Origin of the sequence: Telmatobacter bradus (assembly GCF_048629425.1) — a bacterium.
Taxonomy (GTDB): domain Bacteria; phylum Acidobacteriota; class Terriglobia; order Terriglobales; family Acidobacteriaceae; genus Telmatobacter; species Telmatobacter bradus.
The window spans coordinates 4,550,318-4,569,913 of the sequence record NZ_CP184532.1; the positions used below are offsets into that span (position 1 = coordinate 4,550,318).

A 19,596-nucleotide genomic window follows, 5' to 3' on the forward strand; every position below is an offset into this window, starting at 1 on the left:
GCGCCAACAGCATTCTGAAATGATCGTCCAAGGAGCATGCAATATGTCTACTGAAAACGACGCTGTACAGGCCCCGCAACGCCTCAGGCGTCTTGTGCTTTACGCCGCTCTGGGAGCAGGCGCACTTTCCTGCGCTCATGCACAGAGCACCGTCCCCGCCAGCAATCCACTGCTGTTTCCCAAGGATCAGTTCAAACTTGAAACCAAAACCATCAAGACGGCCGCTGGTGAAAAGAAGGTGGTCTACAGGCTCTATCAGCACATTCCGTACGTGGCCAAGCCGGTGGACAAGGAGTATGAAAGCCTGGACGTGAAGGTTCCCGTCTCGGTGGATGGCGTCGAGGTACACAGCCAGAATGCGCCGATTCTCTTTGTCGTGGGCGTGGGCGGCTATATGTCGGCCAGCAATTACAAGCAGCATGGTCCGGACGGGCCAGGTGCCCCCGGAGCTCCTGGCGGGAAGATGGAAATGGGCGCTCCCGGTGGACCCGGAGGCCCGGGTGGACCGCCTCCCGGAGCCTTTCAGGGAGCCAATGGCACGGCAGGCGGTCCTGAGGCAACGCAAAATATGGCGCTGGCAGAGGGCTACGTTGTGGTTGCTCCCGGAGCCCGTGGACGCGACAACAAGGCAGCCGATGGAAGCTTCTATGGCAAAGCTCCGGCAGCCATCGTCGATCTGAAGGCGGCCGTGCGCTACATCCGCCACAACAAGGGCATTCTGCCCGGCAACATGGACTGGATCGTCTCGTCGGGTTGCAGCGCCGGCGGCGGACTTTCAGCCTTGCTGGGCGCATCCGGCAACAGCCCGCTCTATGAGCCCTACCTGCAGGAGATTGGCGCGGCAGAGGAAAAGGACAACGTCTTTGCCAGCGGCTGCGGTTCGCCAGTCACCGATCTGGAACACGCAGATATGCCCTACGAATGGGCCTTTGGAGCTTCCAAACTGCGCTCCGGTGCGGTGGACGCCAAGGTCTCGGCGGCGCTCAAAGAGCGCTTCCCCGCCTATGAAGCCTCGCTGCATCTGCAAGGCAAGGAGGGCTTTGGCCAGATCACCGTCGACAATCTGGACCTCTACCTAGTCAAAGAGTATTTTGCCCCGGCTGCAACCCAGTACCTGCTGAAGCTCACCGAGGACAAGCGCAAGGAATATCTGGCCAAGAATCCCTGGCTCAAGTGGGACGGCAAGACGGCGCAGTTCAGCTATCTGGACTATGCCGCCCAGCACATCACGCGCATGAAGTCGGCCCCTGCCTTTGACGGACTGACCCTGCGCTCGCCCGAGTCCAACGAGTTTGGCAACAAGACGACCGATTCCCGCCACTACACGGACTTCAGCCTGCAACAGACCACCGGCAATCCCAACGCCCACGTCGATCCTGTCCTGCAGCAGATCGTCAACCTGATGAATCCCATGTACTTTACTGGAGCCAAAAATCCTGGCGCGGCGGAGCACTGGTGGATTCGTCACGGCGGCATCGAAACCGACTCCGCGCCCACCAACACGGTCAATCTGGCTCTGAGCCTGGAAAACATGGGTCGCGACGTCAACGCCGCCATCTTCTGGGAGGCAGGCCACTGCCAGGATCTGGACCCGCAGGGCTTTATCACCTGGATCAGTACCATCACCGGCTACAAGCAGTAAGCCAGCTTATCAACCCACAAGGCCCCATTCCTGCCCGCAGGAGTGGGGCCTTTGCCTGGCCCACAGGCGGACAAACTCCGCAGTTCATTCCCCGCTTCCACGTACAATCGAAGCAGAGGAAGACGAGCGCAATGCAGCGAATCTACATGGACGCCAACGCCACCACGCCCCTCAGCGAAGAGGTCTTTGCGGCGATGCGTCCCTACTGGATGGAGGCTTTTGCCAACGCCTCGTCGATCCACCAGGACGGCCAGCGGGCCCACCGCGCCGTCACCGAGGCTCGTGAGTCTGTGGCTGCGCTGCTCGGCTGCCGTGAGGCCGAAGTGGTCTTTAACTCCGGCGGCACCGAGGGCGATAATACCGCGCTCTTCGGCCTGCTGCGCTCGGGCGATCATCTGATTACCACTTCCATCGAGCACTCCGCCGTACTCCAGGCCGCCGAGCGCATGCAGCAGAAGGGCGTGGAGGTCAGCTTTGTCGATCCTCTGCCGAGTGGAGTAATTACACCCGAGGCAATTCGCGCGGCGCTACGACCCAACACGCGGCTCATCAGCGTCATGCTCGCCAACAACGAAACCGGTGTGCTGCAGCCGGTGGAAGAGATCGGCAAAGTCGCCGCCGAGGCCGGCGTTTTCTTCCACATCGACGCCGTGCAGGGCGCAGGCAAGGTCGAGCTCAACGTGGAGCGCTTTGGTTGCCATCTGCTCTCCATCAGCGCCCATAAAATGCACGGACCCAAGGGCGTGGGCGCTCTTTTTGTACGACGCGGAACGCCCCTGGAAGCACAGATTCTGGGCGGAAGCCACGAACGCCGCCGCCGCGCCGGAACCGAGAATGTGCCGGGAATCGTGGGTCTGGGCAAAGCCGCCGAGCTGGCCCTGAAGGCCCTCACCGACGGTACGCAGCAACGTGTGGCAGGGCTGCGAGACCGGCTGGAAGCAGGCATGCTGGCGCTCGCAGGCTCTCGTATCAATCCTGCCCAAAGCGAATCGCAACCGGTCGCTCGCGTATCCAATACTACGAACGTATTGTTTGAGGACGTGGAGAGCGAGGCTCTGCTGATCGCCCTCGACCTGAAGGGAATTGCCGCCAGTGGTGGCTCAGCCTGCCACTCCGGCTCAACCAAACCCAGCCATGTTCTGCTGGCCATGGGGCTCAACGAGCAGGCCGCGCGCTCCAGCCTGCGCTTCAGCTTGCTGAAGTCCGCGACCGGAACCGATGTGGACCGCGTGCTGGCCGTACTGCCCGACGCCGTCCGCCAACTGCGGGCACTGGGCGCAGCGGCAAAGGCGTAGCCGCATGTGGTGGAAGTCAGGCTTTGAAAGGGCACGGCTTTAGCCGTGCCAAATAAATGCAATCAAATCAACGGGGCTTTAGCCCCTGAGGGATAGTTGGCCCACGGGCTGGTCAACGACCCTCCCGAGGAAGAATCCTTCCCAAGGAAACAGAATGACGGAACCAAGAACCATTGCGGTAGCCATGTCGGGCGGAGTGGACTCTTCCACCGTGGCAGCCATGCTGTCCAGCGCCGGAGAGCGCGTGGTGGGCCTGACCTTACAGCTCTGGGATCAGTCCCGGCTGGCCGGTCGCCACGGCATTCCCGACGTGCCCAAGGCGGGCCGCTGCTGTTCGCTCGACGATGTCTACGACGCCCGCAAGGTGGCCGAGCAACTGGGCTTTCCCTACTACGTGGTCAATCAGGAGGAGCGCTTCGAGCAGGATGTGGTTGAGCCCTTCGTGCGCGAATACCTGGCCGGACGCACCCCCATCCCCTGCTCGCTCTGCAACAACCACCTGAAGTTCGACCAGCTGCTGAAGACGGCGCGGGGCATCGGCGCGGAGTTCATTGCCACCGGCCACTACGCCTTGAACGAGTGGAGCGAGCCACGCCAGCGCTGGATCCTGAAGCGCCCCGTCGATCAGGCCAAGGACCAGACCTACTTCCTCTTCGGCCTCACCCAGGAGCAGCTGGCGCACACCCTGTTTCCGCTCGGCCATCTGATCAAGCCCGAAGTGCGTGAACTGGCCCGCCAGCAGAAACTGCGGCTGTCCGAAAAGCCCGACTCGCAGGAGATCTGCTTCATTCCCGGCGGCGATTACAAGCAATTCCTCTCCGCCTACATGGAAGAAAAGGGCGAGACGATTCCGGATTCAGCGGGTGAAATGGTCGACTCCAGCGGCAAGGTGCTTGGCCGCCACGAGGGCATTGAAAACTTCACCATCGGGCAGCGCAAGGGCCTGGGGGTTGCCTCGCCCACACCGCTTTACGTGCTGAAGATTGACCCCGCCAGCCATCAGGTGATGGTGGGCCCGGACGACGAACTGGCCACCTCCATGCTGCGCGCCCGGAAGCTGAACTGGATCAGCATCGAGCGCCTTACCCAGCCCATGCGGGTGAAAATCAAGATCCGCCACCGTCACGAACCAGCCTGGGCGCTGCTTGAGCCCGACACAGAAGAGACGGTCAAAGCCACCTTCGACGAACCGCAGAGGGCTGTAACACCGGGCCAGTCGGCCGTCTTTTACGACTGCGATGAGGTGGTCGGCGGCGGCTGGATCTTTTAAAACAAAACAAGAGGCACGGCCAAAGCCGTGCCTCTTGTTTCATACCTTTCCATGCGCAATCCGAGCAAGCGCCACTACTTTTCAGCCAATAAAATCATCGTCCACAGCACTGTCTCTCGCCTCGGGCTGAGCCTCCGCCCCGCGATGGCGCAAGGAATCAATAATGGCGCGAACCGAAGCCAGAATAGCGGAGGCCTGACGAACCGGCTTGGCCACCACTTCGGTCACGAAACCAGTGGCACGATCAATGCCATTCAACGCGGTGGAGATCATCCCGTCCACTCGGGCGATCTGCTTCTGCAACCGTTCCAGCACATCGCGAGCCGAGCTCTGAATGTCGGCGGTCTGGCTGCGCAGGCTACGAGCCATGGCGGCCAGATCAGCAGCGGTGTTCTCCACATGCGGCGCTACGCGGTGGAAGAGTTCGCGGGTGTTGTGCAGAATCGGCGAAATTTCGGCGTGGAGTTCCTCGACCTGCTCGGTAAGCTTGCGGGCGGTCTTGCGAATCACCAGCAGAATGGCGAACAGAAGGATAGCCTGCGCCAGAATGGCCAGCGCAACAATCCCTAGAATGGCAAGCAGAATGGTCTGTGAATCAAAATTTGGCATAAGGGCAGTCTCGTGCTGGGCAGGCTGTCGCTGTCGGCCACTCGCCGGCAGAAAAGAAAAATAGAAACGACGCATGGATTGCCCACGCCGACCCGCGCGCCGGATTACGCATCAAAAAAGAGGCAATTTGCCCCGTAGAACTAGTATTCCTTGATTTCAGGCGGAGTGGCTTTGGCCTGATACGCCTGACGGCCAGCGTCAACGGCGGCAGAAACGCGGCTGGACTGCTCGACGACCGTGTTCTTGCCGCGCTCGATGAAATCTTCCCACTGCGCACGGCCACGGTCGACGGCCTCACGGCCCTTTTCAACGTACTCGGCTACCTGCTGCTTGCTCTTGTCAACGAAGTCGCTCACTTCTTCGGCAGCCAATCGAGTGCGGGCGCGCAGATATTCGCTGCCTTCGCGTGCACTGTTGGCAATGTCTTCGCGCGTCTCACGTCCACTTTTGGGTGCGTAGAGAATGCCTACCAGAGCGCCTACGCCCAACCCTGCCAGAAACCATGCCAACCCGTACGACTTGTTTTCTTCCGCCATGATGAAGACTCTCCTTCCGCTGCTGAAAAGATGCCTGAGCGTAGCAGACTTTTGCGGGTGCCGCAAATGATTGACGCACAGAATCCAGAGCAGTTCGCTGCTCGGCAACATTCTAGAGTCTTGGCGGAACAATCACCACATATTTCGTGCAATCGCTTCGTGAGAAGAGAAAAAACGCGGCGCTGGCAACTGCAAGAGCTAGCGGGCGGGCCAATCCTGAACAACAATTCCCAGATCGTTGAGCTGCTGAATAGCGGCTTCAACGTTGCGGCGAACCTTGGGAAGTGCTTTGGTGTTCACCTGCGGCGCTTCGGCCACGGCCACCACACGGCCATAGCGCCATGCCGAGGGCGGAAGCGATGCCATGGCCCGGGCCAGATCGACCAGCTGAATCTGCTGATCCTGATGGCGGGCAGAAGGCGCGCCTTCACTGGTACGCAGCGTAATCGCATCGGACCCAACACTCAGGAAGGGATTGGTCCAGGCCGAAGCCTCGTGAATGTCTATATAAAGACTCTTGGTGGGCAGCGGAATCTGCTGCAGCTGGGTACGCTGCTGGTCGCGTTCGCCGGCCGTAACCTGCGCCTTGTGCTCGGCGTTAACCGCCGTCTGCGCCACGCCGGCAACAGCCTGCTCTTCCTTGTGGCAGGCAACGATGGAACCAGCCACAAAAAGACCGGCGAGCAGAAACATCTTCATTTGCACAGAAGCAGTCACCTAGTAAGAATAACAGGGCTTTTTTCGAAATCACCAGTGGATGAACCGTCACCTTCATCCTTATGACCGATCAAGTACACTGCCAACTGAGGAAGATGCGGAATGGGTGCACGGATTGTTGCCGTAGTAGGAAGCTATCGCCGGGAAGGCACCGTGGAAGCAGCTGTGGAGGCTGTTCTGGCAGCAGCGCGGGAAAAAGGCGCCATCACCCAGACCATCCATCTGACCGAGGAACTGCTGGAGTTCTGTACCAACTGCCGCGCCTGTACGCAAACGCCCGGCGAGGAGCGGGGCAAATGCCAGAAGCAGGATGGGCTGGAGGCAATCCTCAGCGCCATTGAAGCTGCCGATGCCGTGGTGCTGGCTTCGCCCGTCAATTACTGGAATGTAACCGCCATCTTCCGCAGATTCATGGAGCGGCTGCTCGGCTTTGCCTACTGGCCATGGGGACAGATGAGCCCCAAGCTGCGTGTCCAACGCAAACCGCGCAAGGCCGTACTGATTGCCGCAGCGGGAATGCCTGGGTTTCTGATTCCCGTGGCCACGGGTGCAAGCCGGGCCCTGAAAATAACTGCCGCCATGCTGGGCGCAGCCCCCGTAGGCAGAATGTGGATTGGGCTGGCTGCCGCCACTCCGCACCAGCCTCTGGCCGCAAGCAGCCTGCGACAGGCGCGCAAGCTCGGCTGGAAACTGGCCGCGTAAGCGTCTGCGGAAAACTCGTTTCGGAGGGAGGCGGGGGTTTTAACCCCCGCAAAAACACGGCAAAAAGTCCAAGGGCTTCAGCCCCGGGAAGTTTTTTCACAGACAGGCATCCAGAGTAGGCAGTGGAAGAAAAATCCCGCGCCTAAAGGCGGTCTTCAATGCGCCTATTCTTCAAGGGCCTGAAGACCCTTGCTCCCTCCGCAATACAAATCCATGCCGCTGCGAGTTTTCCGCACTCGGCGCTGCAGCATCAACGCCGTAGCGCGTCCACCCTCTGAAAGTAGCGCTTGGCACGTGCCACATCGCGGAAGATCTGTGCCTTGAGCGCCTCGGGCGAGGGCCAGGTCTTTTCGCCCCGCAGGCAGAAAAGAAACTCCAAATCAAGCGGCGTTTGCGCAGTGATTTCGACGGGCTCAAAGTTGAGGATGTGCGTTTCCACGCTAAAGCCCGCACCCGCAAAGGTGGGACGATTGCCCACGTTGGTCACAGCCTGAAACGCCCGCTCGCCCACGCGAATGTGCGTAACATAAACGCCAAAGGCGGGCAGCAATCCGTCGTAGTCGCTCAGGTTGATGGTAGGAACCAGCAGCTCGGTTCCCACGCCACGATCCCGCTTCTGCGTGGCCAGCACGGCGAAGGGTCGGCCCAGCATCCAGCGGGCGCGGTTCAGGCAGCCCGCCGCAACCTCCGCGCGAATGGCCGAGCTGGAGACCTCCAGCCCACGCACCTGCACCGCCTCATGCACATGTAGCGCAAATCCAAACTCCGCACCAAAGGCACGCAGTTCGTTCACGCCAGCCTCAGCACGGCAGCCAAAGCGGAAGTTTCCTCCCTCGTGCAGCTCAACAAGCTGCAGCACGTCCACCAGGATCTGCGTAACGAATGCCCGCGCGGGCAATGCGGCCAAGGCTGCATCGAAGGGAAGCACCAGAACCGCATCAATACCCGTCGATTCCAGCAGGCGCAGCCGTTCGTCGAGCGGCGTAATCAGCTTGGGAGCGCGCTCGGGAGAAAGAAGCTGCTCGGGATGCGGGTCAAAGGTGATGGCCACGGCGCGGGCCTGCTGCAAGCGTGCTTCTTCCACCACAGCGGCCAGAATCTTGCGGTGACCGCAATGTACGCCGTCAAAGTTGCCGATCGTAGCCACCGTGGGGCCATAGCCCTCCGGTACCTCGGCCAAAGAACGAAAAACAGTCAGACTCATACGTTTCAGGAACCCAAATCAACAGAAATCGTCAGCCCATCATAGGCCAGTTGCACGCCCTCGGGCAGCGAGCGGTTAGTTGCTTCGTGGCCCAGTTCATGGGCAATGTGCGTAAAGTAGGTTTGCCGCGCGCCAATGCGCCGCGACCAGGCTAGCGCCTGCTCAACAGTGGCGTGCGTGGGATGTGGCTTGTGGCGCAGGGCAGAAATCACCAGCGTCTCTACCCCCTCCAGCAGCGCAAAGCTCTCTTCGGGAATCTGGCTGATGTCGGTCAGATACGCCACCTTGCCAAAGCGGAAGCCAGAGATTCTCATCCGCCCGTGCAGCAGCGGCACACGGAGGAATTCCACCTCCTGCACACGCACGCCGGGCTTGAGCGGATGCAGCTCGACCTTAGCGCGGTTCGGGTAGGTGGCATTGGGAGAAAAGGTGTAATCGTAAATCTTTTCGAGCGCAGCCCGCGTCTCACTGCCAGCGTAAAGCGGGATCGGACCGCTCTCCGCAAAAAACAGGAAGCTGAGCGGACGCAGATCGTCCAGTCCGAGAATATGGTCCGCGTGGCCGTGGGTATAAAACACCGCGTCAAGGCGGCGGATCTTCGCACGCAGTGCCTGCTCGCGGAAGTCTGGTCCTGTATCAATGACGACCGAGCGTTCCCGCTCCTCCGCCTGCCAGCGCAGCAGCACGGAAGGACGCAAACGGCTGTCGTGCGGATCGCTCGACGTGCACACCGCACAGCCGCACCCCAGTGTGGGCACGCCCATGGAGGTTCCAGTACCAAGAAATGTCAGATGACCCTGCATCTTTTCCCCTGCATCTATTTTCGCTCGGCGAAACGGCGGGGAATCAATGTGCTGTGGCATTCAGGCAGATATTTTGTGCTTTCAGACGGTGGGGGGCGACTCGTTGACTGCAGATTGCACGCCCAGTTCTTCCAGTGCAATACAGGCCACGCGCTCAATAGCGCTGCTGCCCGAGCCTTCACGCTCCTCCGACTTCTTGGCGGTACGCAGCACCCGGCCCATCTCGGCCAGCTCCTCCAGCATGGACTGGCGATCCGGTCCATCCGGCAGCAGTCTTTCCATCTCCTGTACGATCTTCTCCGCGGAAAAATCCTGTTGAATCAGCTCGGGGACCATGCGATGGCCGGCAATCAGGTTGGCCATCGCCACATGCTCCACCGTCACCAGCCGCTTGGCAATGGCAAAGGTAAGCGGCGAAACGCGGTAGACCACTACAAAAGGATTGCCGATTAGCGCCGCTTCCACCGTGGCGGTTCCGCTGGCCACTACCGAGGCCCGCGCATGAAAAAGCGCCGCCCGCGCATCGTCCACCAACCGCACCGGCAACGCACCTGCCAGCTTTTCGGTCAGCATGAGCACCGCCTCCTGCTGCTGCACGGTCAGCGTGGGAGCAAGTGGAATCATGAACTCGAATGCCTCCGTGGGGGAGTCGGTCAGGTTTTCCTTCGGCTGCGCCAGACGCCATGCCGCTTCAATCAGCTCGGGCAGATGGTCGCGAATCTCATGCGGACGACTGCCGGGCAAGAGCGCCACCCAGGTACGCCCAGGATGGAGGCCGTTTTCCGCAGCGAACTGCTCCCGGCTGATCGTGGGCAGGGGCAAATCCGCCAGAGGATGGCCCACAAAATCAGCCTTCACTCCATGCTCGCGATAAAACTGTTCTTCAAAGGGAAAAATAACCGCCATGCGCCGCACAAACTGCTGCACCTGCTTGATGCGATGCTTCTTCCACGCCCAGAGCTGCGGACTGACAAAGTACAGCACAGGAATGCCCAGACGATGGAACTCCCGCGCCAAGCGCAGATGAATGTCGGGAAGGTCGATAAGAATGGCCAGGCTCGGACGGCGTTCGCGGATAGAGCGTTTGAGCTTGCGAAACTCGCCATAAATGCGGGGCAGGTGACGCACCACCTCAGTCAGCCCCATCACGGCCACGTCTTCCGCACGCACCACGCGCTCCAGACCGGCCGCCGCCATGCGCTCGCCCCCCATGCCAAAAAACCTGGGTTCCTGACCGGCAGCACGCAGTTTGCGGTCCAGCTCGGCAGTGAGCAACGCTCCGTAATGCTCGCCGCTGGCCTCACCGGCGGAAATGAAGATCGTGGGGGACATAGCTCACCTCTGCGACCTCCCTGGGTCGATTCCATCATACCGGCTCCGACGAAAAATCGGCTTGAAATTAGGACGGACAAAATACAGACAAAATGCCGAAGGCCTGTCGCATCTGCGGCAGGCCTTCCGAAAGAAACAGCCGGTTTTACTTCGAAGAACGGCGAGCACGGACAGACGCAGCCAGATCCGCAAGCAGCGTCTTCGTCTCAGTCCAGTCGATACAGGCATCGGTGATGGACTGGCCATAAAGCAACGGCTGGCCCGGCACGATGGACTGTGCGCCGGCCACCAAATTCGACTCGATCATCACACCCTGAATGCGCTTATCGCCCGGCTTACCATCCTGCCCGGCAAGCTGGCTGCAAACATCGTGGCAGACCTGCGCCTGACGGCGATAATCCTTGCAGCTATTGGCGTGGCTGAAGTCGATCATGATGCGCTCATGCAGACCGGCCTTGGCCAGAGCGGCGCAGGCAGCCTCCACACTGGCGGCGTCAAAGTTGATAAGCTTCTTGCCCCCGCGCAGAATGATGTGACAGTCCGGATTGCCAGTGGTCACCAAAATCGCCGACTGACCATGCTTGGTCAGGCCCAGAAAGGTGTGCGAGTGCGCCGACGACTGAATGGCGTCAATGGCCACCTGCACGTCACCCGAGGTGGCGTTCTTGAAGCCCACCGGGCAGCTAACGCCCGAGGCCAACTGACGGTGCACCTGGCTTTCCGTGGTGCGGGCTCCGATGGCGCCCCAGCTGACCAGGCCGGCAATGTACTGCGGCGAGATCATGTCCAGGAACTCGGTGCCGGTGGGCACGCCCATCTCCGCCAGATCCAGCAGCAGATGGCGCGCCAAACGCAGGCCGTCGTTAATCTTGTAGGACTGATCGAGGTACGGATCATTGACCAGCCCCTTCCAGCCGATGGTGGTGCGAGGCTTCTCAAAATAGACACGCATGACGATGCGCAGATCGGCCTTGTGCTCCTCGATGGCTTCCTTGAGCAACTGACCGTACTCGCGGGCCGCCTTGGTGTCGTGAATCGAGCAGGGACCTACCAGAACCAGCAGGCGATCGTCCTTGCCGTTAAGAATATCGACGATCTCGGTACGAGCGTCGAAGATCGTGGTCGAGGCCGCGTCGCTGACCGGGCGCTCTTCTTCCAGAAAGACAGGGGGCAAAACAACCTTGGTCCACTGGATATGAATATCTTCGGTAGTGTGGAACATTTCTTTTTCCCGGGCGCAGGAGGCGCTCTGTTTTCAGGTGGTTGGGTGGCCGCAAGGACTGCGGACCGTCTCTTAATGCTAACAGCGCAGAAGCGGGAGCGCGAAAAACAGGGAAATTGCACTGATCTTGGTGCAGAAACAGGGGGGAAAAGAGGTTCTAGGTGCTAGGTGCTGGAGGCTGGAGGCTGGAGGCTGGGACCGGGAAGCAAACCTCTGCTCCCCGGTCAGGTTGTGGAAGTTGGGAGCAGCGTTCCATCCTTGCTCCCGCCTACCTTTGGTTCCTTATCCCTACTTCAGGTCCGACGGTGGCGGCGGGGCCTGCATGTTGATCATGCTGGTCAGCTCCAGAAAGGCCATGCGGACGTCAAACAGTACGGTCTGCAACATGCGGTCTTCATTGGCGCTAAGGTTGCCCTTGGTCTTTTCGGCCAACAGGTCCAGCAGGTCGATGGTGCCGCGTGCGCCCACAATATCGATGCGCGGACGCTGCCCCTCCTGGGTGCCTGCTCCCATCTGCAACATAGCCGAAAGGTAGAACTGCTGCACAAGGTTCTCAAAGCCCACCGGGGGCTGCTGTTCAGCGGCAGGATTCTGGGCGCGGATCAGATCTTCCAGGCGCTGGGCTGCTGCGTCATAGGCCATCTTCTGCTGGCGGCTTTCAGCTTCGCTCGGCGCCGGGGGCAGCGTCGGATCTTCGGGCTGTTCCGTGGCCTCTTCCGTCGGCTCATCCACACGACGGCCTTCGTTCACTACCAGGCGCGGCCCAGCTCCTGGTTCTGGCTCGCTGACAGCAGCCTTCGGTTCCTGATGCTGTTCCTGCTCTTCGGCCGCCTTCATCTTGCGACGGTCAATGACTTCAAACTTCGGGGGTTCACTCATAATTTTTCCGTTCTTTTCCATAGTAAGTCTGGATTAAGTCTGGCGGAAGCCGCGTGGGGCAGCTTCCGGACGGGCATCTCTTTTCAGAGCGTGGGCGGCGTGGCCAGAATGCGGGCCGAACCTTCGTCTTCGCCCACCTTGTAGTGCAGCACGCGGTCGCCGGTTTCAGCCTCGGCACTCAGCACAGCCAGGGCGAACTTACGCAGGCCGGAGGCAAGCGGCAGCTCAGCCACGCTGGTGATGCGGCCAGCCTCGGCTCCGCCATCCAGCGTAAGCGAGGTTCCAGCCGTGGGCACGGCACCACTCAGCTCAATGGAACGCAGGTGGCGGCGGACCTGGCCGCGCGCGTGAATGCGCTCGACGATCTCCTGCCCCTGGTAGCAGCCCTTGTTAAAGTGCAGGGCACGGGTCTGCGAAGTTTCCTGGGGCAGATCGCGCTCCTGAATATCAATGCCATAGGCGGGAATGCCTTCTGCAATGCGGAAACGCTCGATGGCGGCGCTGCCCACCGGAGTTGCACCCGCCGTGGTCAGGTACTGCCAAAACTTGTGCAAACTGCTGGCCGGAACCCAGAACTCGTAGTGAGCGGTAAGCACGCCATGGGTGCGGACGATGCGCAGCTCAATGCCATTCCACTCCACCCGTACACCCTTCATGGGATGGGCAAAACTGGGCAGGCCCAGACGCTCCAGCACATCAGAGGCGTGGGGCCCGGTCAGGCCAAGTACGGTTTCCGGAGCACTCTTGCCGTTGGCCTCTTCGCTGAGCGGGGCCAGTTCCACATCATCCATGATGATGAAGTGATTCAAGTGGTCGAGCAACTTCTGGGACTGCTGAGCGTCGATCACCAGCTCCAGGCCGGACTCGCCAGCGAAGGGCGTGCCCAGAACAGGATTCTCACCTTCGCAGCAGATCTTCTGGCCGGAGTGGGGATTGCGTTCGTGGGCCGACTGTTCTTCCTCGCCGCGCCAGACGGTCACATCGCCAAGGATGTGTCCCTGGGCGTTCAGCACAAAGTTCCATGCCCCGGTGTTGGGGAACAGGTCGTTTACCGTATTGGTGACCATGCCCGAAAGCCAGCGGAAGCGGTCTTCACCGCGTACGGCAATGCGCCGCTTCCAGCCTAGATCGTAGAGCGCCGCGCCATGCGCCAGCGCCTCAATTTCAGTTTCAAGGGGGTTCAGGCTGCGCGGGGTAAGAACGCCGCGATATTCAACGAGTTCCGGTTGATTGCGCGCCTGGGCAAGCAGCCCCGCCAGCGGGGTTGCCAAAATCGGAGTGGAGAGATCGCTCTGTGTCATGGGGAGCCTTCTGCAATCTTCGCGAGCCGGCAGACCCCGAGGGCCGCCAACCGCTTCATGATTATAGCCGTGCTTTGAAGGCCGAAGCAGCCCTTCCCGCACTCCTGTAGTTACCCCACAGGAAACCTTCTCCCATGTGGGGAAGATGGATAGCACAGTCTGAAAAGACCCGCACCGCCAGGAAAAGTTCCGCAAAGTTAAGCCAGGAGACGGAAAATAGCAAAGATGCAGGTTTTTTCTGCCCGTACGGGCAGCAAACGCGCACTTCCGTACGAACTTCCCTGGCGTGCTGCGTCCAAAAAGAAGAGCGGGCAATCCCGCCGCCGCATATCCCGGCAGAGATGGAGAACGGATGATTACGTTGCAAAAAAGAAGTTTGAGGACCACTCAACGGCCCGGACTCATTTTCCGGTTCTCTGTCACCGTACTGGCGTTTGTACTGGCTGGAACAATGGCCTGGGCGCAAGACTCCTTGGCCAATTCCACGCCCAAGCAGTCCAACCAGAAACCCTCCGGCCAACAAAAAAAAATAACGCCCCAGCAGGCCAAACAACTCTTTGCACTGGTCGATGAGCTGATCGGATTCTCGTCGAAAGAGACGGGGCTGGAGATAAAAAGCCCGGTAAAGCGGCGGCTGATCACGCGCAATGAGGTGGAAAGCTACCTGAAGCAGAAGTTCGACGAGGACCAGAGCGCCCAGCGCATGCAGCACGATGAAATTCTGCTCAAGAAGTTCGGCCTGCTGGATCGCGACTTCCAGCTCAAGCCGTTTCTTCTGGCGCTGCTGAAGGAGCAGATCGAAGCCTTTTACGACACCTCCACCAAAACAGTGAACCTGCTGGACTGGGTGGATATGGACGAGCAGAAGCCCGTGATGGCGCACGAACTGACCCATGCGCTGCAGGACCAGCACGTGGATCTGGAAAAGTGGAGCGACCAGACGCCGGACGATGTTTCCACCTCCGCGCTGGCTGACCTGGACCACCTGAGCCGCGACGAAATGGATACGGCGCGCGAGGCCGTCACCGAGGGCCAAGCCACCGCCGTCATGACCGATTACATGCTCAAGCCGATGGGCAAAAATCTTGTGGACGACCCGGAAGTCGTGGAACTGTTGCAAACGCAGATGGGTTCCGATGAGGATTCGCCGGTGATGGCGCGGGCTCCGCTATTGCTCAGCGAGTCCATGCTCTTCCCCTATCGCGAGGGCCTGAGCTTTGAGCAGGACGTATGGATGGAGAAGGGCCAGAAAGCCGCCTTTGCCGGCATGCTCGACCATCCGCCTTCGTCCAGCTGGGAGATTCTGAATCCTCACGAATTCGAGCAGCGCCATGCGCCCGCCATGCCGATGCTGCCCGACATTCATCCGCTGCTGGACAAGACCTATGCGCCCTACGACATTGGCCAGATGGGCCAGCTCGATGTGCATATTCTGACCAAGCTGCTGGGCGGCGACAAAGCCACGCAGAAGCTGACGCCAGCCTGGAATGGCGGACTCTACTGGGCAGGCCAACTGCGCAGCGCAAAGACCCCGGCCGAGCAGGCCTCCACGGCGTCGCTCGCCTTCTTTTATCTGGCCAATTGGCGCAACGAGGCGACGGCCCAGGCCTTTGCCCAGCTCTACGCCGACAATCTGACGCGCAAGTATTCCTCGGTCAAAGAACAGCCCGTGGACGCGCAGGCCGATCCGAACGGCGAGCAGATGCTGTTTTCAACGAATGAGGGCCCCGTGCTGATTGTGACGCGCGGAACCCATGTCTTCATTGCGGAAAGCTTCTCGCTGGAGTTGGGACGCAAGCTGGCAGAGTTGCTCATCGAGGCTCAGGCAACGGGAGAAATCCGCATGGCGCAGAGCGCTCCGCAGGAAGAAAAATCGCTGACGACCGACCTTGTCCATCTATTTGCCAACTGCGGCATGCTCAAAGCCGTAGCCGATGCTGAGCAGAAAACAAAAAACAGCCTCTATTGATTTGGCCCTTTGATTTTGTAGCAAATCGGGTACCCCACCCTAGCCATGTCTTTGTTTTAACGGCTAGGGTGGGGAAGCACGAATGTACTTTTATGTGCGGAATCCTCAGTGTGCGAACTGGCGCATCATCCAGAACAGGCTACCCGAAAGCAGTGCCGCTGCCGGAAGCGTAAAGACCCATGCCGCGGCAATGTTGCGGATGGTGGCAAACTGCAAACCGCTCTTGTTGGCCGCCATGGTGCCGGCCACGCCCGAGCTGAGTACATGGGTAGTTGAAACCGGCAGGCCGAAGTTGTCGGCCGCCGAAATCGTCACCATGGCCACCAGCTCAGCACATGCGCCCTGGGCGTAGGTCAGATGCTCTTTGCCAATCTTTTCGCCCACCGTCACCACAATGCGCTTCCAGCCCACCATGGTTCCCAGGCCCAGCGCCAGCGCCACGGCCACTTTGACCCAGGCCGGAATGAATTTGGTAGCCCGGTCGACCTTGCCCTTGTAGTTGGCCAGAGCGGCGTTTTCTTCCGCCGTAAAAGCCGGTTGCTTGTTCTTCTGCATGATGCGGATAGCCTCGCTGGCCACGTACATATCGTTGCGTACGTTGGTCTGCTGGTTGGCAGGCACCGCCTTGAATTCCTTGTAGAGAGCCACTTCGTGATTCAGGTTGGTCACCAGCTCACGCAGCGCCAGCACCGTGGCTGGCTTGATTTCCTTGGTACGAATGTAGTCCGTGACCTCCGCCCGCGGATCCGAGCCCAGCACGCCACTCGGGTCCACATGACGATCCAGAATCCGTCCCGCCTGCTCGCTGGCGGCGATAAAGTCCTGCACATCCTTGGCTGAAACCGCGTGGTTCAGCGCGTAGGCTGTGGGAACCGTGCCTATCAGAATCAGCATGATCAGGCCCATGCCCTTCTGGCCGTCATTGGAACCATGCGAGTAGCTGACGCCCGTGCAGGTAAGCACCAGCAGCAGACGAATCGGCCATGGCGGAGGCGTATTGCCCTTGGGCGCTTCAAACAGTGCCGGGTACTTGATAAGCGACTTGGAAAGCAGCATCAACAGAGCCGCGCAGCAGAAGCCCACCACCGGCGAAATCAGCAGCACACGGAAGACCTTGGTGGCCTGCTCCCAGTCCACACCCGAGGTGCCACCGTGCACATTCATCAGCTGGTTGGCAATGCCCACGCCAATGATGGAACCCACCATGGTGTGCGAACTGGAGGCCGGCAAGCCAAACCACCATGTGCTCAGATTCCAGACAATGGCGGCAATCAGCAGGGCAAAAACCATGGCAAAGCCCGCACCAGAGCTCACCTGCAAAATCAGTTCCACTGGCAGCAGGGTGATGATGCTGAAGGCCACCGTGCCGGTGCTGACCAGCACTCCCGCCAGATTGCACAATCCCGACCAGACCACGGCAATGTTGGGATCGAGCGAATGCGTATAAATAACTGTAGCTACTGCATTTGCCGTGTCGTGAAAGCCGTTGACAAACTCAAAGCCAAGAGCGATAAAAAGGGCCAACCCCAACAGCAGGAAGGGCCAGATGCTGCCCACCGTCGTTGAGCCCAGATCCTCGGCAATGTGAAATCCAATGTAGCCCAGGCTGCCCAGCAGCGCTGTTCCCATCACTACACCGCTGATCCACGCCGGTGACTTCTTCATCTTTTGGTCAAGGAACGACCCAGTATCAACTGGGCTCTCCACTACTGTTGCCAGATCGGCCATATACGACTCCCGTTCCCGTGCAAAATATGTCCGGAGCGCCCCCGGATGTATCTTTTCCAGACACTGCAAGGGATAGTCCCTGACGATGAACGGCAGGTGGAAAGAATGCGAATAGAGGATGAATTGTTCATATTTTGAAGGTGAAAACAAAAAGCCCACCCCGCTAGAGGGTGGGCTTTCTAAGGCTTTGATTGCTGCCGCGCTTTATGACAGCGAATGGAAGAGCCAGTAAAGCAGGCCGCTGAGCAGTGCCGCTGCCGGCAACGTCAGCACCCAGCCAGTGACGATGTTACGCACCGTGCTGAAGCGGATGCCACTACCATCGGCGGCCATCGTTCCGGCCACGCCCGAGCTGAGCACATGCGTGGTAGAAACCGGCAGGCCGAAGCGGTCCGCCGCCAGAATGGTAGACATGGCCACCAGGCCAGCGCTCACACCCTGCGCATAGGTCAGGTTCTCCTTGCCGATCTTCTCGCCCACCGTCACCACAATGCGCTTCCAGCCCACCATCGTACCCAGACCCAGCGCCAAAGCCACAGCCACCTTCACCCAGTCGGGAATGAACTTGGTGGACTTGTCGAGCTTGGCACCGTAGTCCTTCAGCACCCCGGTCTCAACCGGAGTAAAGGCCGGATTGTGGCTCTTTTCCATCAGGCGCAACGCTTCAGAGGCCACATACATATCGTTGCGTACGTTGGTCTGATCCTGCGCCGGAACCCGCTTGTAGGCACCGTAGAGAGAAACCTCGTGGTCCACGTCCCGCACCAGCTCGCGCAAAGCCAGAATCGTATCCGGCTGCAACTGCTTGGTGCGAATGTAGTCGGTCACCTCGGAGCGCGGATCGGAGCCCAGAACACCCTTCGCATCCACATGCCGGTCAAGAATCTGTCCGACCTGTTCGCTGGCCACCAGAAAACTCTGCACATCGCTGGCCGTCACCGCATGGTTCAGCGCGTAGGCCGTGGGAACCGTGCCGATCAGAATCAGCATGATCAGGCCCATACCCTTCTGGCCGTCATTGGAACCGTGCGCATAGCTCACGCCGCCACAGGTCAAAATCATCAGCAGGCGGATGGGCAACGGCGGCGGCTCCTGGCCACGCGGCGCCTGGAAGATGGCCGGATAGTTGGCAAGCCACAGACCCACAAGCCAAGTAGCGCCAAAAGCCAGAACGGCCACTACGGCAATCACAAACGAACTCGCCGAAAGCGACCAAGCCAACGTGCCCGAACCCAATGCCAGTGCCAGGCAAGCCGTCAGACGACGCCAACCGGAGTGCACCGAAGCTTTGGAGAAGAGCAGCAGCAGGGCCGCAAAGCAGAAGCCAACAACAGGAGAAACCACTAGTGCTTTCAGAACTTTGGCTCCCTGCTCCCAGTCCACGCCGCTAGTGCCTGTGCGTCCGTTCAGCAGCTGGTTGGCCAGGCCCACACCCATAATGGATCCCACCATGGTGTGCGAGCTGGAAGCCGGCAACCCCATGTACCAGGTGGCCAGATTCCACAAAATGGCGGCAATCAGCAGCGCGAACACCATCGAAAAGCCCGCCCCGGAACTGACCTGCAAGATCAGCTCAACGGGCAGCAACGTGATGATGGCATAGGCCACCGTACCCGTGGAAAGCAGAACGCCCAGCAGGTTGAACAGGCCGGAAAAGACCACCGCAATGTGCGGCTCCAGCGAGTGGGTATAGATCACGGTTGCCACGGCGTTGGCCGTGTCGTGAAACCCGTTCACAAACTCGAAACCGAGGGCAATCAGAAGCGCCAGAGCCAGCAGAAGATACGGCCAGATGCTGGGCAGGGCGGTATGGTCCAAATCCTTGGCCACATGAAAACAGATATAGCCAATACCACCCAGCACCGCCGCCATAAATGCGACCATGCCCGTGCGGCTGGTAGAGGAATTCACCCTGCTATCGAGGAGGGATTTGCCGGCAGGCAGAACATCGACTGCCGTTGCGAGATCAGCCATCAGAAATTACCAACGCGACCGGAGAAATTCCGGATACGCCTGGTCCTCCAGCGTTGCAACTCAACAACGGGATTGCTTTGATTTGGAAAATAGGAGAGGGTTCGATCAGAAATGATCTGTGAAGAGCCGGTTAAGAAGGCGTCCATAAAACCCCTGCAAACGCATTTAAGCAGCGATTGCGTGTAGGAGCCACACAAAATCTGCGACTCGGATACAACTAATTTTACATCGGAAGCGATGGAAGATCGAGCAGGAAGGCCGCGTGGATGCACCATTTCAAGGGCTATTAACCATCTTTTCACATAACAGAAATAACGTTCTGATAAAGGATTCCAGCCATCCCCGGCCGGAAATATCCCTACCTTTCGACTCTAAACCTCACATTAGGAATGAATTCGTTCCCTCCCGCAGCC

The 19,596-nt window shown here is 59.7% G+C and carries 17 protein-coding genes; 5 read left to right on the top strand and 12 right to left on the bottom strand.

Going from position 1 to position 19,596, the window contains the following annotated elements; all coding sequences use genetic code 11:
* Positions 1–43 precede the first annotated feature (43 nt).
* The 3 genes from ACOBR2_RS18885 to mnmA all read left to right on the top strand — a co-directional run bounded on the left by ACOBR2_RS18885 (position 44) and on the right by mnmA (position 4,207).
* Positions 44–1,642: a subtype B tannase gene (locus tag ACOBR2_RS18885; protein WP_420237640.1), complete on the top strand. Its 1,599-nt coding sequence runs from the start codon at positions 44–46 to the stop codon at positions 1,640–1,642.
* Positions 1,643–1,773: 131 nt separating this feature from the next.
* Positions 1,774–2,937 carry a cysteine desulfurase family protein gene (locus tag ACOBR2_RS18890; protein WP_420237641.1) on the top strand — a complete coding sequence of 388 codons (1,164 nt, stop codon included), beginning with the start codon at positions 1,774–1,776 and terminating at the stop codon, positions 2,935–2,937.
* Between the two features lie 154 nt (positions 2,938–3,091).
* The gene (gene mnmA / locus ACOBR2_RS18895; protein WP_420237642.1) at positions 3,092–4,207 is read left to right on the top strand and encodes a tRNA 2-thiouridine(34) synthase MnmA; all 1,116 of its coding nucleotides are present in this window, start codon (positions 3,092–3,094) and stop codon (positions 4,205–4,207) included.
* Positions 4,208–4,288: 81 nt separating this feature from the next.
* Here the strand turns inward: mnmA and ACOBR2_RS18900 are convergent, their stop codons facing one another.
* The 3 genes from ACOBR2_RS18900 to ACOBR2_RS18910 all read right to left on the bottom strand — a co-directional run bounded on the left by ACOBR2_RS18900 (position 4,289) and on the right by ACOBR2_RS18910 (position 6,051).
* Positions 4,289–4,816 (bottom strand): DUF948 domain-containing protein, encoded by a 528-nt coding sequence (locus tag ACOBR2_RS18900; RefSeq protein WP_420237643.1) that lies wholly within the window; start codon positions 4,814–4,816, stop codon positions 4,289–4,291.
* Between the two features lie 140 nt (positions 4,817–4,956).
* A complete protein-coding gene (locus tag ACOBR2_RS18905; RefSeq protein ID WP_420237644.1) occupies positions 4,957–5,352 on the bottom strand; it encodes a YtxH domain-containing protein in 396 nt (131 codons plus the stop codon).
* 198 nt (positions 5,353–5,550) lie between these two features.
* A complete protein-coding gene (locus ACOBR2_RS18910) occupies positions 5,551–6,051 on the bottom strand; it encodes a hypothetical protein (RefSeq protein WP_420237645.1) in 501 nt (166 codons plus the stop codon).
* Between the two features lie 120 nt (positions 6,052–6,171).
* Here ACOBR2_RS18910 and ACOBR2_RS18915 point away from each other — a divergent pair, with 120 nt between their 5' ends.
* Positions 6,172–6,771, top strand: a complete 600-nt coding sequence (locus ACOBR2_RS18915) for a flavodoxin family protein (RefSeq protein ID WP_420237646.1) — start codon at positions 6,172–6,174, stop codon at positions 6,769–6,771.
* 250 nt (positions 6,772–7,021) lie between these two features.
* Here ACOBR2_RS18915 and ribF read toward each other — a convergent pair whose 3' ends face one another.
* From ribF to ACOBR2_RS18950, 7 genes are all read right to left on the bottom strand, one after another.
* Complete coding sequence (gene ribF / locus ACOBR2_RS18920; RefSeq protein ID WP_420237647.1) at positions 7,022–7,975, bottom strand: riboflavin biosynthesis protein RibF; 954 nt, start codon at positions 7,973–7,975, stop codon at positions 7,022–7,024.
* A 5-nt stretch (positions 7,976–7,980) separates the two neighbouring features.
* Positions 7,981–8,778, bottom strand: coding sequence for an MBL fold metallo-hydrolase (locus ACOBR2_RS18925; protein ID WP_420237648.1), 798 nt, complete (start codon positions 8,776–8,778; stop codon positions 7,981–7,983).
* A gap of 81 nt (positions 8,779–8,859) precedes the next feature.
* Entirely contained in the window at positions 8,860–10,110 is a 1,251-nt protein-coding gene (gene lpxB, locus ACOBR2_RS18930; protein ID WP_420237649.1) for a lipid-A-disaccharide synthase, read from the bottom strand.
* A 145-nt stretch (positions 10,111–10,255) separates the two neighbouring features.
* Positions 10,256–11,332, bottom strand: a complete 1,077-nt coding sequence (locus tag ACOBR2_RS18935; protein WP_420237650.1) for a 3-deoxy-7-phosphoheptulonate synthase — start codon at positions 11,330–11,332, stop codon at positions 10,256–10,258.
* 288 nt (positions 11,333–11,620) lie between these two features.
* Positions 11,621–12,211 carry a DUF1844 domain-containing protein gene (locus ACOBR2_RS18940; protein ID WP_420237651.1) on the bottom strand — a complete coding sequence of 197 codons (591 nt, stop codon included), beginning with the start codon at positions 12,209–12,211 and terminating at the stop codon, positions 11,621–11,623.
* An 83-nt stretch (positions 12,212–12,294) separates the two neighbouring features.
* A complete protein-coding gene (locus ACOBR2_RS18945; RefSeq protein WP_420237652.1) occupies positions 12,295–13,512 on the bottom strand; it encodes a YgfZ/GcvT domain-containing protein in 1,218 nt (405 codons plus the stop codon).
* A gap of 61 nt (positions 13,513–13,573) precedes the next feature.
* Positions 13,574–13,903, bottom strand: a complete 330-nt coding sequence (locus ACOBR2_RS18950; protein WP_420237653.1) for a hypothetical protein — start codon at positions 13,901–13,903, stop codon at positions 13,574–13,576.
* Positions 13,904–13,963: 60 nt separating this feature from the next.
* Here ACOBR2_RS18950 and ACOBR2_RS18955 point away from each other — a divergent pair, with 60 nt between their 5' ends.
* Positions 13,964–15,481, top strand: coding sequence for a hypothetical protein (locus ACOBR2_RS18955; RefSeq protein ID WP_420237654.1), 1,518 nt, complete (start codon positions 13,964–13,966; stop codon positions 15,479–15,481).
* 105 nt (positions 15,482–15,586) lie between these two features.
* Here the strand turns inward: ACOBR2_RS18955 and ACOBR2_RS18960 are convergent, their stop codons facing one another.
* Both ACOBR2_RS18960 and ACOBR2_RS18965 read right to left on the bottom strand, forming a co-directional pair.
* Positions 15,587–17,209, bottom strand: coding sequence for an inorganic phosphate transporter (locus ACOBR2_RS18960; RefSeq protein ID WP_420237655.1), 1,623 nt, complete (start codon positions 17,207–17,209; stop codon positions 15,587–15,589).
* A 204-nt stretch (positions 17,210–17,413) separates the two neighbouring features.
* Positions 17,414–19,183, bottom strand: coding sequence for an inorganic phosphate transporter (locus ACOBR2_RS18965; RefSeq protein ID WP_420237656.1), 1,770 nt, complete (start codon positions 19,181–19,183; stop codon positions 17,414–17,416).
* Positions 19,184–19,596: the final 413 nt, after the last annotated feature.

Coding starts and splice junctions, on each gene's coding strand:
- ACOBR2_RS18910 (WP_420237645.1), bottom strand. CDS start 6,051: ATGAAGATGTTTCTGCTCGCCGGTCTTTTTGTGGCTGGTTCCATCGTT.
- mnmA (WP_420237642.1), top strand. CDS start 3,092: ATGACGGAACCAAGAACCATTGCGGTAGCCATGTCGGGCGGAGTGGAC.
- ACOBR2_RS18885 (WP_420237640.1), top strand. CDS start 44: ATGTCTACTGAAAACGACGCTGTACAGGCCCCGCAACGCCTCAGGCGT.
- ACOBR2_RS18965 (WP_420237656.1), bottom strand. CDS start 19,183: ATGGCTGATCTCGCAACGGCAGTCGATGTTCTGCCTGCCGGCAAATCC.
- ribF (WP_420237647.1), bottom strand. CDS start 7,975: ATGAGTCTGACTGTTTTTCGTTCTTTGGCCGAGGTACCGGAGGGCTAT.
- ACOBR2_RS18955 (WP_420237654.1), top strand. CDS start 13,964: ATGGCCTGGGCGCAAGACTCCTTGGCCAATTCCACGCCCAAGCAGTCC.
- ACOBR2_RS18905 (WP_420237644.1), bottom strand. CDS start 5,352: ATGGCGGAAGAAAACAAGTCGTACGGGTTGGCATGGTTTCTGGCAGGG.
- ACOBR2_RS18935 (WP_420237650.1), bottom strand. CDS start 11,332: ATGTTCCACACTACCGAAGATATTCATATCCAGTGGACCAAGGTTGTT.
- lpxB (WP_420237649.1), bottom strand. CDS start 10,110: ATGTCCCCCACGATCTTCATTTCCGCCGGTGAGGCCAGCGGCGAGCAT.
- ACOBR2_RS18890 (WP_420237641.1), top strand. CDS start 1,774: ATGCAGCGAATCTACATGGACGCCAACGCCACCACGCCCCTCAGCGAA.
- ACOBR2_RS18960 (WP_420237655.1), bottom strand. CDS start 17,209: ATGGCCGATCTGGCAACAGTAGTGGAGAGCCCAGTTGATACTGGGTCG.
- ACOBR2_RS18940 (WP_420237651.1), bottom strand. CDS start 12,211: ATGAGTGAACCCCCGAAGTTTGAAGTCATTGACCGTCGCAAGATGAAG.
- ACOBR2_RS18945 (WP_420237652.1), bottom strand. CDS start 13,512: ATGACACAGAGCGATCTCTCCACTCCGATTTTGGCAACCCCGCTGGCG.
- ACOBR2_RS18900 (WP_420237643.1), bottom strand. CDS start 4,816: ATGCCAAATTTTGATTCACAGACCATTCTGCTTGCCATTCTAGGGATT.
- ACOBR2_RS18925 (WP_420237648.1), bottom strand. CDS start 8,778: ATGCAGGGTCATCTGACATTTCTTGGTACTGGAACCTCCATGGGCGTG.
- ACOBR2_RS18915 (WP_420237646.1), top strand. CDS start 6,172: ATGGGTGCACGGATTGTTGCCGTAGTAGGAAGCTATCGCCGGGAAGGC.